Consider the following 12,947-nt stretch of genomic DNA (forward strand, 5'->3'; position numbering starts at 1 on the left):
CGGCAGGAACGTGCCGGACGATCCGAGTGAGGGTGCACGGATGTGCGGGCACAGCATAGGCGTCGCAGGGGGCGTGCGGGGTCAGCCGCGCACCGGTCGCAGTCGCACGAAGTGGATGTGCCGGCCCGCCTCCCGGAAGTCGGCCGCGCTGCCGTCGACGTCGAAACCCATCGTGGTGCACAGCCGGAGGCCGAGTTTCGGGTGCTCGGTGCCGTACCGCGCCATGAGGTCGCCGCCCTCCTCGGTTCCGAGGAAGTCGGCCTCGACGTCCACCGTCCGGCGCCCCACCTGCACCCGCGCGCGTGGATGTGCGGTCAGGTTCCGGTACCAGTCGGACTTCGTCCCGAACCCGGCCGCAACGACGTAACCGTCGGGGGCGCCGTCACCGACCTCGTCGTGGTTGACGACATCGAGCACCACCTGCCGCGTCTTGCCGCTGCGCCGGCCGAGATGTTCGAGGAGGAGGAACCGGTGCCCGAGCAGCCCGCCGAGATGCCACCGGTACAGCTGGATCGGCATCCGGAGGAATCGGCGTTTGAAGCCGGTGGGCGACGTCGGGCGTTCGTTGATCCGCACGCCTCCAGTGTGCTCCCCCCATCTCTGTGCGACGGGCCCATGACGGGGATACCGTGAGATGCGAGTCCCGGCGCGAAGGAGCCCCCATGACCCGACCTGTCCGGATCGGCCTGCAGCTGCAGCCGCAGCACGCCCCCGACTACGGCAAGATCCGCGACGCGGTCCTGCGCGCCGAGGACGCCGGGGCCGATGTCGTCTTCAACTGGGACCACTTCTTCCCGCTGTACGGCGATCAGGAAGGCGCGCACTTCGAGTGCTGGACCATGCTGGGCGCGTGGGCCGAGCAGACCGAGCGGGTGGAGATCGGCACGCTGGTGAGCTGCGCCGGCTACCGCAACCCGGATCTGCTGGCGGACATGGCCCGCACCGTCGACCACATCAGCGGCGGACGCCTGATCCTCGGGATCGGCGCCGGCTGGTTCGAGAAGGACTACGACGCGTACGGCTACGAGTTCGGCACCCCCGGATCCCGGATCAAGCTGCTGGGGGAGTACCTGCCCCGCATCACGGGACGTCTCGGCAAGCTCAATCCGGCTCCCACCCGGCACATTCCGATCCTGATCGGCGGTAGCGGCGAGAAGAAGACGCTGCGCCTGGTGGCCGAGTACGCCGACATCTGGCACGGGTTCGGCGATCGGGACGAGTTCGCCCGCAAGTCCGCGATCCTCGGCGAGCACTGCGGCGACGTCCAGCGGGACCCGCACGAGATCGAGCACTCCACGTGGTGGCCGGGCACGGATCTCGCGGCGGCCTACGTCGATATCGGCGTCACGCTGTTCACCGCCAACTGCAGCGGACCCGACTACGACCTGACCAGCCTGCGCGAGGCCATCGCGTGGCGCGACGAGCACACCCCACCGCAACTGTCCGGGCTCGCGTAGCCCGGGACGAAACCCCAGGGGGATTCGATGACCGCCGCCGACCGCCTCGGATCCCGAGCGGTGGCGGTGCTGCTGGTGGTACTGCTGCCCGTGCTGGTGCTGGCGGCGTGCTCGTCCGACAACTCGTCGACCCCGTCGGACCTGTGCTCGCCGCCCGGCCCCGCGAGCGCCACGACCCTGCCGGCCAACCTGGACACCGCTGCCTCCGCGGCCGCGGAGGACAAGTACACGACCCCGAACACGCTGCCGCTCGGCAGCATCGACACGTCGAAGTTGAACCTGGTCAAACCCGGCACCCTCACCGTCGGCACCCTGTCGGACGCCCCGCCGAGCATCTGCGTCAACTCCCACAACGTCTTCACCGGCTTCGACAACGAGCTGTTGCGGTCGGTGGCCCAGAAGCTGGGGCTCGAGATCCAGTTCGTCGGCACCGACTTCGCCGGGCTGTTGGCGCAGGTCGCGGGTCACCGGTTCGACGTCGGGTCGTCGTCGATCACCACCACCGATGCCCGCCGCGAACTCGTCGGGTTCACCAACGGCTACGACTTCGGCTACTTCTCCCTGGTGGTGCCGAACGGGAGTGCGATCAAGGGCTTCTCGGACCTGAACTCCTCGGTGCGCATCGGGGTGGTGCAGGGCACCGTGCAGGACGACTATGTCGTCAACACCCTGCACCTCGATCCGGTGAAGTTCCCCGACTACAACACCGCGTACGCGAATCTCAAGACCGGCCAGATCGATGCGTGGGTGGCGCCGTCGCAGCAGGCGGCGGGCGCGATCGCGCCCGGGGATCCGGCGTCGATCGTGCAGAACACCTTCAGCCTCAACAACTATGTGGGCTGGGCGGTCGCGAAGGGCAACCAGCCGCTGCTCGACGCCCTGAACTCGGGGCTCGACGCGGCGATCGCGGACGGAACATGGGCGCAGCTGTACTCGGACTGGGTGCCGCGCGAACTGCCCGCAGGGTGGAAGCCGGGCAGCAAGGCCGCCCCGCCACCCGTGCTGCCGGACTTCGCGGCGCTCGCGGCGGAGAGGGGAAGCGAGTCCGAACCGGTCGCGGTGCAACCGAAATCGACGCTGCAGCAGCTCGGCGACACGTTCTTCAACTGGGAGCTGTACAAGCGCGCCTTTCCAGACCTGCTCCGCACCGGCCTCCCGAACACCCTGATCCTGGCGCTGTCGTCGGGCATCGCCGGCACGGTGCTCGGCATGCTGCTCGCGGTCGCCGGGATATCCCGGACCCGCTGGCTGCGCTGGCCCGCCCGGATCTACACCGACATCTTCCGCGGCCTGCCCGCGGTCGTCATCATCCTGCTCGTCGGCCTCGGCGTCGGACCGGTGCTCAAGGGGCTCACCGGGAACAACCCGTACTGGCTGGGCGCGGCGGCGCTGTCACTGCTGGCCGCCGCGTACATCGGCGAGATCTTCCGGTCCGGGATCCAGAGCGTCGAGCCCGGACAGATGGAAGCCGCTCGGGCCCTCGGCTTCTCGTATCGACGGTCGATGGTGCTCGTGGTGATCCCGCAGGGCGTGCGACGGGTGCTGCCGGCGTTGATGAACCAGTTCATCTCGTTGATCAAGGACTCCTCGCTGATCTATTTCCTGGGCCTGTTGGTGACCCAGCGGGAACTGTTCGCCGTGGGCCGGGATCTCAACGCCCAGACCGGGAACCTGTCGCCGCTCGTGGCCGCCGGCCTGTTCTACCTGGCGCTCACGATCCCGTTGACGCACCTGGTGAACTACATCGACCGGCGGCTGCGGACCGGACGCGCCGACACCTCGGGCACCCTCGACGACCTCGATCAGGCCATCGTGGTGGAGAGGGGCTGACGGAATGGGCGACATCGTGACCGAGTCGGTGTCCCTCACCGGGACCGGGCTGCACCTGGCGTTCGGCACCAGCAAGGTGCTGCGCGGGGTGGACCTGCACGTCGACGCCGGCAAGACCGTGACCGTGATCGGGCCGTCGGGGTCGGGCAAGTCGACCCTGCTGCGGGTCCTCAACCGGCTGCACGAACCGAACGCGGGCGACATTCTGCTGGACGGACGTTCGGTGCTGGCCGACAATCCGGATCATCTGCGCCAGCGGATCGGGATGGTGTTCCAGCACTTCAACCTGTTCCCGCACAAGACCGTTGCCGACAACATCGCCCTCGGACCCCGCAAGCTGAAGAAGCTGTCGAGGGACGCGGCGCGACAACTGGCGCTCGAACAGCTCGAGTTGGTGGGCCTGGCCAACAAGGCCGATTCCCGGCCCGGAAACTTGTCCGGCGGCCAGCAGCAACGCGTCGCGATCGCCCGGGCCCTCGCGATGAAGCCCCAGGTGATGTTCTTCGACGAGGCCACCTCGGCGCTCGATCCCGAACTGGTCAAGGGTGTGCTGGCGTTGATGGCCGACCTCTCGACCACCGGCATGACCATGGTGGTGGTGACACACGAGATGGGGTTCGCGCGGTCGGTGTCGGACACGGTGATGTTCATGGATCGGGGCGTCGTCGTCGAATCCGGCGTGCCCGACCAAATGTTCGACAAGCCCGCGACTCCCCGTCTGCAGGCATTCCTGTCCGAGGTTCTCTGAGGTGATCCGCGGATGGGGTTCGGACTTCGTGGTTCACCGAGGACGGGCAGCTCACACCCGGCGGCTGAGCAGGAGACACCCAACCTCCGATCGCTGTTGGCCCGCCGTTCACCCGGGCGTCGCCGACGGCTCGTTCCCGGCTTCTACGGTGCGTGCGTTGCCGACGCGTGTCGGCGTTTCCGTTTCCGACTTCGGGAGTCCACGGTGAGCCTCAAACCCCTCGCACTGTTCGTCAAGCACGACGGCATGTCCTCACGTGCGTCGATCACCTGCCAGTACAAGTGCGGAAATGCCTGTGCGCACGACGTTCCCAACGATTCGCCCGGTGAGTACTTCGGCGACATCGTGCGCGGCGCGGTCACCCGCCGCGGAGTTCTGCGGGGTGGCGCGGCGGCCGTCCTCGCGGTCGGCGCCGGCAGCGTGCTCGCTGCGTGCTCCGACGGCACCGCGACCGCCGCCCCCGGTTCGCTCGACACCGGGTCGCTCGGATCCGGTTCCGCGTCCGGCTCCGCCGCCGCCGGCACGAACTTCACGCCGGTCGCGCCCAACAAGCTGGACGCCCTCACGGTCCCGACCGGGTACGAGCAGTCCGTCGTGATCCGTTGGGGCGATCCGCTGTTCGCCGACGCGCCCGCGTTCGACTTCGACAACCAGACCGCCGCCTCCGCCGAGAAGCAGTTCGGTTTCAACAACGACTTCGCGGGCCTGCTGCCGATCGAGGGCCGCCCGCACGCGTACCTGCTGGTGGTCAACCACGAGTACTCCACCGAGCCGTTCATGTTCCGCGGCTACGACAAGGAGAACCCCACCGCCGAGCAGGTGCGGATCGGCTGGGCCAATCACGGCCTGTCCGTCGTCGAGGTGCAGGGTGAGGCCGGATCCGGCCGTCTCACACCGAAGTTCGGCTCGTACAACCGACGGATCACCGCCCTCACCGAGTTCACCGTGACCGGGCCTGCCGCGGGCAGCGCGCTGCTGAAGACGTCCGCGGACCCCACCGGCACCCTGGTGAAGGGCACGCTCAACAACTGCTCCGGTGGCCTCACCCCTTGGGGCACTGTGCTTTCCGGCGAGGAGAACTTCAACCAGTACTTCGCGGGAGCGGCCCGGGTGACCGACCCGACGGCCGCGGCGCACCTCAAGCGCTACGGCGTCGAGGGCGACGCGTCCGAGCGCAAGTGGGAGCGCGTCGACCCGCGCTTCGACGTGGTGGCCGAGCCCAACGAGGTGCACCGCTTCGGCTGGGTGGTCGAGGTGAACCCGTGGGATGCGTCGTCGACCCCGGTCAAGCACACCGCGCTGGGCCGGTTCAAGCACGAGGCCGCGACCATCCACGTCACCTCCGACGGCACCGTCGTCGCGTACAGCGGCGACGACGAGCGGTTCGACTACATGTACAAGTTCGTCTCGTCCCGCAAGATGCAGCCCGGCAACAGCCAGGCCGCGATGCGCCACAACATGACCCTGCTCGACGCCGGAACGCTGTACGTCGCGAAGCTCACCGGCGACGCGCCCGACGCGATCGACGGCTCGGGCACGCTGCCGCCGTCCGGTGTGTTCGCCGGTAAGGGGGAGTGGATTCCGCTGCTGCGCACCGGCGACGACGGCCGTGGCGAGTCGCTCGTCGCCGGCATGAGCGCCGACGAGGTGGCCGTGTTCACCCGCCTCGCGGGCGACAAGGTGGGCGCCACCAAGATGGACCGTCCCGAGGACTTCGAGCCCAACCCCAAGACCGGCAAGGTCTACGTGGCCCTCACCAACAACACCAAGCGCGGCGAGGAAGGCAAGGCGCCCGCCGACACCGCGAACCCGCGCAACAACAACAAGAACGGCCAGGTCCTCGAGATCGACGACCAGCACGCCGGCACGTCGTTCACGTGGAATCTGCTGCTGGTGTGCGGCGATCCCGCGACCGCCGACACGTACTTCGGTGGCTTCGACAAGTCGCAGGTGAGCCCCATCTCGTGCCCGGACAACCTCGCGTTCGACCCGCACGGCAACCTGTGGATCTCCACCGACGGCAACGCCCTCAAGTCCAACGACGGCCTGTTCTCGGTCGTCCTGGAGGGGGACCGCCGCGGCGAGACGAAGCAGTTCCTCACGGTGCCGATCGGCGCCGAGACGTGCGGCCCGATCGTCGACGAGAAGCGCGTCGTCGTGTGCGTGCAGCACCCCGGTGAGACCGACGGCGCCAGCATCGAGTCACCGTCGTCGCACTGGCCCGACGGCGGCACCGCGCAGCCGCGGCCGTCCGTGGTGGCGGTCTGGAAGTCCGGTGGCGGACGGATCGGCCTCTAGCCGCACCCGCGTCCGAACATGCAGATGGGGTGGAGGACTCGCGTCCTCCACCCCATCGCGGTGTCTTCGGTTACGCCTGTTCCACCGAGATTGCACCGGCCAGGTCGGCGATCGAGGGATTGCGTCGCAGCGTCTGCCCGCCGCTCACCTGCACCACCTGGCCCGTGACGAAGGCGGATTCGTCACCGGCGAGCCACGCCGCCACGTTCGCGACATCTTCGGCGACGCCGACCCGCCCGAGCGGGATCTCGCGAAGGTAGAGCGACCGGATCGGCGGGTAGTTCAGCCCGCCACCCGACATCGGGGCGTCCGCGACGCCACCCGGGGCAATGGAGTTCGCCCGGATCCCGCGGTGACCGTATTCGTTGGCGACACAACGGATGACGTGGTCGATGCCGGCCTTGGTACCCATGTAGGCGGCATGGTTCTCGAACATGATCGACGCGGTGACCGAGGAGATCTGGATGATCGAACCGCCGTCCGCCATATTCGCGACGAGTCGCTGGAAGAGTTGGAACGGCCCGGTGAACTGGACCGCCGCCATCTTCTCGAGATCCTCGCGCGTGGTGTCCTCGAACGGGGTCAGCAGACCCCACCCGGTCGCGTTGACGCCGACGTCGATGCGGCCGAGCCGCTCCAGGGCGGTGGCGACGAGCGCGTCCAGGTCCGACTCCGACGTGATGTCACACTGCTGCCACTGCGCGCCGATGTCCTCAGCAACGGACGCCAGCGCGTCCGGGCGCCGACCCGCAATCAGCACTGCGGCACCGTCGTCGACGAAGCGGCGGGCGATCGCGTGCCCGACGTTGCCGGGCGCCACCCCGAGCACGATTGCGGTCTTGCCGCTCAATTTCTTGGTCATGCCGGCCACTCTCCCCGAAAACGGGTCAGCGCGCGGTCAGCTGCCGAAGAAGTTGCGGGCGTACATGTTGATGTCGCCCATCGATCCGCTGTAGACGTTGAGGTCGATGGCGGCGTTGACGCCCGGGATCCGGCCGCTGTCGGTGTACTGCCAGAACGCCCAGTTCCGCCAGCCTCCCGGCAGTGGCCCGGGGGCGTTGCCGCCGTTGTAGTCCGCGATCCACAGCGGGTAGTTCGAGAACTCGGTGGTGTTGGCCATCGCGGTGCGCCAGAAGTTGGGGTACGTGTAGATGATCGGGGTGCGGCCGGTGAGACCCTGCACGGCGTTGAGGTAGCGGCGGGTCCAGTCGATCAACTGCGGTGCCGCGAGGCCTCCGGTGCTCTCGAGATCCAGGACGGGCGGTAGTCCGCCGATCTGGTTGACGGCGAGCGCGTTCGCCGCGAAGAACGCCGCCTGCGCCTCGGGCGAGGCCGACGGATCCGCGTAGTGGTAGGCGCCGCGTGCCACACCCGCGAGCCGCATCGCGATGGAATCCTGCGCGAAGTGCGGGTTGGTGTAGAACAGGCCCTCGGTGGCCTTGACCATCCCGAATTCGTACCCCGCCCCGCGCACCGCCGACCAGTTGATGGGAGCACCGTTCGGGTGCTGCCACGACGCCACGTCGACGCCCTGCGGGTTCGCCACCGCGACGGCGGGTGCTGCGACTGTCACCGCTCCCGCCAGAAGGAGGGCAGCGACACGCGGAAGGGATCGACGACGGTTCCTCGGCATTGCCCGAGACTAAACGACTTCCTCACCGCGCGCGCCGATTTCGATCCAGTGTTCATCTTCTCCCAGTCACTTCACAGGCGCGTTCGAAACCGTGTACTAACCGAGCCAGTCCAGCACCGCGGCCGCCGTCCACGACTGCTGCATGCTGCCGAGGGGTTCGCCAGTGAACGGCTCGTAGTATTCGGCGAAACTGCCGTCGGCGGCTTGCCGCAGCCCCTCCGCCCGCAACATCAACGACCGCTCCGCCCACCCGCGGCGCGCGAACGCCCACGAGAACAACCACGTCATCACCGGCCACACCGGGCCCCGCCAGTACTCGCGGGGCCGGAAATCGCGGGACACGGGCGACGTGGACGGCGGGACCGCGTACCGCAGATCCGGGTGCGTGCAGAAGCGGGGCCCCTCGAACGTGTGCAGCAGGGCCCGTTCGGCGTGGCGATCCAACCCGCCGCACAGCAGCGGTGCGAACATCGCGATCGTCTCGGTACCGATCCACCGACCGGTGCGCACGTCGAAGTCCCGCGCCGCGCCCGTCCGCTCGTCGGTCGTCGCCGCGACACCCTTACGGAAGTGGTCGGCCCAGTAGTGCAGTTCGCGGACATCGGCGTTGGGACGCGAATGCTCCTCCCCGATCACCGCGAGCACGTCGCACGCCAGCGCGAACACGGCACTGACGAACACGTCCTCCACCGCGAAGCTCATCTTCTCGGCCAGCGCGTCGTCGTCGTACCGGACGCTCTTCATCTCCTCGAGCAGCCACAGGTAGCGGTCGTACTCGCCGTTGCTGGGACGCTGCGAGACGTCGGTGACGACCGTGACGTCCTCGCGCCGGTACGGCGGGACGGGACCGGGAATCACGTTGGCGTAGGCGGCATCCCATCGGGGCGAATTGTCCATTCCGGACTCCCAGCCGTGGTAGAGCGTGACGCGGCCGGCGCCGTCGCGATCACGGGCGTGCGCGAGCCACCGGTGCCAACGCATCAGGTCCGGCCACCGCCGGTCCAGGAACTCCTCCGCGACCGCCCGGGTGGTCCGGCCGTGTCGCCGGGAGTGATCGAGGATCCGCTGCACCGCGATCGCGTGCACCGGCGGCTGCATGATGCCGGACGTGTCGATCCCGATCGGCGCGTACCCCGCCAGTTCCCGGCACGCCCAGCGCGCCGGCCCCGGGAAGTACCCGTCCACTCCGTTCGCGAACACGATGTGCGGGATCATTCCGTTGGCCCACTGCGCCGACAGCAACGTGTCGAGTTCGACGACGGCCCGTTCGACGGACAGCGGCGCGAGACCGACCGCGACGAACGCCGCGTCCCAGCTCCACATGTGCGGATACAGCCGCGGGGCCGCGGTCGTCATCGCCCCCAGGTCGTTGCCGCGCAGGAGGTAGGCGGCGCGGGCCGCGAGCTGCGTCGGAGTGAATCCGGGGTCGATCATCGTCCCATTCTGCGACTCACCCGGCGAACGCGCGCGTCCAGGTGAGCAGGTCGTCCGCCGGCCACGTGTTCACGACCCGATCGGCCTCGACGCCGCAGCGGATCGCGCGCTCGCACCCCAGCCCCTGCCAGGCCAACTGTCCCGGCGCGTGCGCGTCGGTGTCGATCGAGAACAGACACCCGATGTCGACGGCCAGATCGATCAACCGGCTCGGTGGATCGCGGCGCTCGGGCCGGCTGTTGATCTCGACCGCGACGTCGTGGTCGCGGCACGCCTGGAACACCTTCTCGGCGTCGAACTTCGACTCCGGCCGGTTACCGCGCTTGCCCTCGACGAGCCGGCCGGTGCAGTGGCCCAACACGTTCACGCGCGGGTTCCGCACCGCGCCGAGCATGCGCCTGGTCATCTCGCCGCGGTCGGCGCGCAGATGCGAGTGCACGCTCGCCACCACCACGTCGAGTTCGTCCAGAAGGTCCGAATCCTGGTCCAGCGCACCGTCATCCAGGATGTCGACCTCGATGCCGGTGAGGATCCGGAAGGGCGACAGCTCCCGGTTGAGATCGCGCACCATCGCGAGCTGGTCCCGCAGGCGCTCGGGCGACAACCCGTTCGCGACCGTCAGCCGCGGCGAATGGTCGGTGAGCGCGCAGTATTCGTGCCCGAGGCCGGCGGCCGTCCGCATCATCTCGTCGATGGGGCTGCCACCGTCGGACCAGTCCGAGTGCACGTGCAGGTCGCCGCGCAGCGCCGGCTGCAGGTCACCGCCGTACCCGATCGGCTCGGCCGCGTCACACAGTTCCCGCAGGTAGTCGGGGACGTTCCCGGACATCGCCTGCTCGACGATGGCCGCGGTCTTCGCACCCAGACCGGGCAGTCCGGTCCACCCGCCGCCGCGCTGACGCGCCTCCCGCTCACTCTCGGTGAGCCCCGCGACCACGTCCGCCGCCCGCCGATACGCCCGCACGCGGTACGTGTCGGCGCGGCCGCGCTCGAGCCAGAACGCGACCTCGCGCAGCGCCTGCACCGGGTCCGGGTTCGCCATGTCTCCATGGTGCCCCGCGAACCGCGGGGACAGGACCTATTCGTCGGTGACGGTCAGGGTGACCTCGATGTTGCCGCGCGTCGCGTTCGAGTACGGGCACACCTCGTGCGCCTTCTCGGTGAGTGCGAGCGCCTCGCCACGGTCCAGGTGCGGCAGCGAGATCTCGAGTGTCACCGCCAGACCGAAGCCACCGGAACCGTTGGGGCCGATACCGACCCGCGCGCCGACAGCGGAATCGGTGGTGTCGGCGTCGGCCTGGCGAGCGACCAGTTGGAGTGCCGAGTGGAAGCACGCGGCGTACCCGGCGGCGAACAGCTGCTCGGGGTTGGTGCCGTTACCGCTGCCACCCATTTCCTGCGGGATCGCCAGATCCAGGTCCAACCGGCCGTCGGACGTGCGGGCGCGGCCGTTGCGACCCTCGCCCGTGGCCAGTGCCTCTGCGGTGTAGACGATGTTCACGATGCCTCTTCTCGGTCGATGTCGAACTCGGTGGAGTGCAGATTTCGACCGACGCCCATGAGGACGTCGCGCAGCCGTCCGAGGTCCGGCCCGCTCAGGCCGGTGGCCCGTGCGAGACGGGCCGGGATGTCGGACGCCCGTGCGCGCAGTGCGGCTCCGGCGTCGGTGAGTCGGACGGTGACCCGTCGCTCGTCGCCGGCCAGCCGCTTCCGGTCGACGAGCCCGGCGACCTCGAGCCGTTTGAGCAGCGGCGACAACGTGCCGGTGTCGAGCTGGAGAGCGTCGCAGATCTCCTGGACGCCGCGCCCGTCCCGCTCCCACAGCACCAGCATCACGAGGTACTGCGGGTAGGTGATGTCCAGGTCGGCGAGCAGGGTCCGGTAGGCAGCAGTGGTGGCACGGGAGGCCGAGTACAGCGCGAAGCACACCTGCCGGTCGAGCGCCAGATCGTCAGTCACACCCCCGAAGGTAGACCACAATAATGTTGTGCACAACATAAATCTGCGCGCTGGGCTCGACGGTGCCATGCTGGAAGCAGAGTGCCGACTCTTCCGGCGCGAAAGGCATGACGATGAGGCATCAGAAGCACGAACAGCGCAATCGGATGCTCGTAGCGGCCGCAGCGGTCGCGGCCGGGCTACTCGGCGGTGCGATCACCGGATGCGACGACAACATCGACTCGAATCCTGGACTACCGACCACCAAGGACGAAACCGAAGAAACCGAAGAAACCGACCCCGAGGATTCGAGCGGACTGCAACAGACGAACTCCTTCGGCTACATCCCCGAACACGAGAGGACCCTCGAGACCGATCCGATCGGACCCGAGGGTGGCAATATCGAGAACGACCCGTTCGAACTGGGTGGTGGCTCGAGCCTCCCCGGCGGCAGCCGACTGCCCGCCGAGGCGACACTCACCACACCCACCGGTTGACGAGGGGCGATGTCATGACAGGACAGGAAGGCCGACGGGAACGGTGGCGGCTCGTGGTCGCCGCAGCGGCCGTGTCGACGGCCCTGCTGGGCGCAGGCGCGATCAGCGTGCTCGCCACTACCGAGGACGCGAACCAATCCTTCCCCCAGATGACCTTCTCCCAGATGCCGCAGACGACGACCGAGGACACGGGGCTGCAACAGACCGATTCCTTCGGCTACATCCCGCAACACGAGACGACGCTGCCGACCAACGGCAACGGCCCGGGCGCGCCGGGGCCGTTCGGCAACGGCCCGTTCGACAATCCGGGTCCGCCGCTGCCGGGCGGCCCGGGACTGCCCGCGCACGCCACCGTCGCGCCGACGCTCACCTCACCCGCGGGATGATCTTCGGTCTAACCTCGAGGGCATGTCCACACCGCACCCGACAGCCCTGATCACCGGCGGTAGCCGCGGCCTCGGTGCCGCGATCGCCCGCGAACTGGCCCCCACGCACCAGCTGATCCTCGGTGGCCGCAGTGCCGAATCGCTCGAACCGATCGCGGGGGAGTTGGGCGCGGCCCCGTGGCCAGTGGACCTCACCGACTACGCCGCGGTGGCCGAAGCGGTCACCGACATCGACCGACTGGACGTCCTGGTGCACAACGCCGGCGTCGCGGACATCGGAACCATCGAGGAGACGTCGGTCGACACGTGGCACCGGACGTTCGAGGCCAACGTCGTCGCGGTCGCCGAGCTCACCCGGTTGCTGCTGCCGGCGCTACGCGCCGCGAACGGGCATGTCGTGCTGATCAATTCGGGCTCGGGACTGCGCGCCAACGCGGGTTGGGGCGCGTACGCCGCCAGCAAGTTCGCGCTGCGCGCGTTCGGGGACGCGTTGCGACTCGAGGAGCCGACGCTGCGGGTCACGTCGATCCACCCGGGGCGCATCGACACCGACATGCAGCGCGCGATCGTCGCCTCCGAGGGCGCCGAGTACGACGCCGGCAAGTTCCTCACCCCGGAAACGGTGGCGGGTGCGGTCCGGAACGCCGTCGAGACGCCCCGGGACGCGCACCCCACCGAGATCGTGCTGCGACCGATGCCGAGTCAGCACTGACTGGCCGCTCCCGC

Annotated in this window: 14 protein-coding genes; 7 read left to right on the top strand and 7 right to left on the bottom strand. The window is 68.9% G+C overall.

The genetic code is table 11. From position 1 onward, the window contains the following. Window positions 1-81: 81 nt before the first annotated feature. Window positions 82-576 (bottom strand): nitroreductase family deazaflavin-dependent oxidoreductase, encoded by a 495-nt coding sequence (locus tag HUN07_RS26240; RefSeq protein WP_174914177.1) that lies wholly within the window; start codon window positions 574-576, stop codon window positions 82-84. A gap of 86 nt (window positions 577-662) precedes the next feature. Between HUN07_RS26240 and HUN07_RS26245 the strand changes: the two genes are divergently transcribed. The 4 genes from HUN07_RS26245 (at window position 663) to HUN07_RS26260 (ending at window position 6,333) form a co-directional block, all read left to right on the top strand. Beyond that, window positions 663-1,457 (top strand): LLM class F420-dependent oxidoreductase, encoded by a 795-nt coding sequence (locus tag HUN07_RS26245; RefSeq protein ID WP_114720161.1) that lies wholly within the window; start codon window positions 663-665, stop codon window positions 1,455-1,457. Window positions 1,458-1,484: 27 nt separating this feature from the next. Beyond that, the gene (locus HUN07_RS26250; RefSeq protein ID WP_174914179.1) at window positions 1,485-3,287 is read left to right on the top strand and encodes an ABC transporter substrate-binding protein/permease; all 1,803 of its coding nucleotides are present in this window, start codon (window positions 1,485-1,487) and stop codon (window positions 3,285-3,287) included. Between the two features lie 4 nt (window positions 3,288-3,291). After that, window positions 3,292-4,035, top strand: a complete 744-nt coding sequence (locus tag HUN07_RS26255) for an amino acid ABC transporter ATP-binding protein (protein ID WP_174914181.1) — start codon at window positions 3,292-3,294, stop codon at window positions 4,033-4,035. Between the two features lie 204 nt (window positions 4,036-4,239). Continuing rightward, window positions 4,240-6,333, top strand: a complete 2,094-nt coding sequence (locus tag HUN07_RS26260; RefSeq protein WP_174914183.1) for a PhoX family protein — start codon at window positions 4,240-4,242, stop codon at window positions 6,331-6,333. Between the two features lie 70 nt (window positions 6,334-6,403). On the opposite strand, the gene HUN07_RS26265 is transcribed toward HUN07_RS26260, so the two are convergent. The 6 genes from HUN07_RS26265 to HUN07_RS26290 form a co-directional block, all read right to left on the bottom strand. Continuing rightward, a complete protein-coding gene (locus tag HUN07_RS26265; RefSeq protein WP_174914185.1) occupies window positions 6,404-7,195 on the bottom strand; it encodes an SDR family NAD(P)-dependent oxidoreductase in 792 nt (263 codons plus the stop codon). Window positions 7,196-7,231: 36 nt separating this feature from the next. Then, the gene (locus tag HUN07_RS26270) at window positions 7,232-7,966 is read right to left on the bottom strand and encodes a glycoside hydrolase family 25 protein (protein WP_174914187.1); all 735 of its coding nucleotides are present in this window, start codon (window positions 7,964-7,966) and stop codon (window positions 7,232-7,234) included. 96 nt (window positions 7,967-8,062) lie between these two features. Beyond that, window positions 8,063-9,400 (bottom strand): glucosylglycerate hydrolase, encoded by a 1,338-nt coding sequence (gene ggh, locus HUN07_RS26275; protein WP_114720168.1) that lies wholly within the window; start codon window positions 9,398-9,400, stop codon window positions 8,063-8,065. Between the two features lie 16 nt (window positions 9,401-9,416). Next, window positions 9,417-10,442 (bottom strand): PHP domain-containing protein, encoded by a 1,026-nt coding sequence (locus tag HUN07_RS26280; RefSeq protein ID WP_174914189.1) that lies wholly within the window; start codon window positions 10,440-10,442, stop codon window positions 9,417-9,419. A 36-nt stretch (window positions 10,443-10,478) separates the two neighbouring features. Continuing rightward, window positions 10,479-10,901 carry an organic hydroperoxide resistance protein gene (locus tag HUN07_RS26285; RefSeq protein WP_174914191.1) on the bottom strand — a complete coding sequence of 141 codons (423 nt, stop codon included), beginning with the start codon at window positions 10,899-10,901 and terminating at the stop codon, window positions 10,479-10,481. Then, window positions 10,898-11,359 (bottom strand): MarR family winged helix-turn-helix transcriptional regulator, encoded by a 462-nt coding sequence (locus HUN07_RS26290; RefSeq protein WP_174914193.1) that lies wholly within the window; start codon window positions 11,357-11,359, stop codon window positions 10,898-10,900. Before HUN07_RS26290 ends, HUN07_RS26285 begins: the two co-directional genes overlap by 4 nt. Window positions 11,360-11,472: 113 nt before the next feature. Between HUN07_RS26290 and HUN07_RS26295 the strand changes: the two genes are divergently transcribed. From HUN07_RS26295 to HUN07_RS26305, 3 genes are read left to right on the top strand one after another with little or no spacing between them, the layout of a single operon-like run. Further along, the gene (locus tag HUN07_RS26295) at window positions 11,473-11,835 is read left to right on the top strand and encodes a hypothetical protein (protein ID WP_174914195.1); all 363 of its coding nucleotides are present in this window, start codon (window positions 11,473-11,475) and stop codon (window positions 11,833-11,835) included. Window positions 11,836-11,849: 14 nt separating this feature from the next. Then, window positions 11,850-12,221, top strand: a complete 372-nt coding sequence (locus HUN07_RS27225) for a hypothetical protein (RefSeq protein ID WP_254622690.1) — start codon at window positions 11,850-11,852, stop codon at window positions 12,219-12,221. 22 nt (window positions 12,222-12,243) lie between these two features. Beyond that, the gene (locus HUN07_RS26305; protein WP_174914197.1) at window positions 12,244-12,933 is read left to right on the top strand and encodes an SDR family oxidoreductase; all 690 of its coding nucleotides are present in this window, start codon (window positions 12,244-12,246) and stop codon (window positions 12,931-12,933) included. Window positions 12,934-12,947 lie beyond the last annotated feature (14 nt).

The sequence above is a fragment of the Rhodococcus sp. W8901 genome, from assembly GCF_013348805.1.
Classification (GTDB): Bacteria; Actinomycetota; Actinomycetes; order Mycobacteriales; family Mycobacteriaceae; genus Prescottella.

Excerpts from the sequence above, each read along its gene's own strand:
- HUN07_RS26265 (WP_174914185.1), bottom strand. The coding sequence starts at position 7,195 with ATGACCAAGAAATTGAGCGGCAAGACCGCAATCGTGCTCGGGGTGGCG.
- HUN07_RS26250 (WP_174914179.1), top strand. The coding sequence starts at position 1,485 with ATGACCGCCGCCGACCGCCTCGGATCCCGAGCGGTGGCGGTGCTGCTG.
- HUN07_RS26305 (WP_174914197.1), top strand. The coding sequence starts at position 12,244 with ATGTCCACACCGCACCCGACAGCCCTGATCACCGGCGGTAGCCGCGGC.
- HUN07_RS26255 (WP_174914181.1), top strand. The coding sequence starts at position 3,292 with ATGGGCGACATCGTGACCGAGTCGGTGTCCCTCACCGGGACCGGGCTG.
- HUN07_RS27225 (WP_254622690.1), top strand. The coding sequence starts at position 11,850 with ATGACAGGACAGGAAGGCCGACGGGAACGGTGGCGGCTCGTGGTCGCC.
- HUN07_RS26280 (WP_174914189.1), bottom strand. The coding sequence starts at position 10,442 with ATGGCGAACCCGGACCCGGTGCAGGCGCTGCGCGAGGTCGCGTTCTGG.
- HUN07_RS26295 (WP_174914195.1), top strand. The coding sequence starts at position 11,473 with ATGAGGCATCAGAAGCACGAACAGCGCAATCGGATGCTCGTAGCGGCC.
- HUN07_RS26270 (WP_174914187.1), bottom strand. The coding sequence starts at position 7,966 with ATGCCGAGGAACCGTCGTCGATCCCTTCCGCGTGTCGCTGCCCTCCTT.
- HUN07_RS26245 (WP_114720161.1), top strand. The coding sequence starts at position 663 with ATGACCCGACCTGTCCGGATCGGCCTGCAGCTGCAGCCGCAGCACGCC.
- ggh (WP_114720168.1), bottom strand. The coding sequence starts at position 9,400 with ATGATCGACCCCGGATTCACTCCGACGCAGCTCGCGGCCCGCGCCGCC.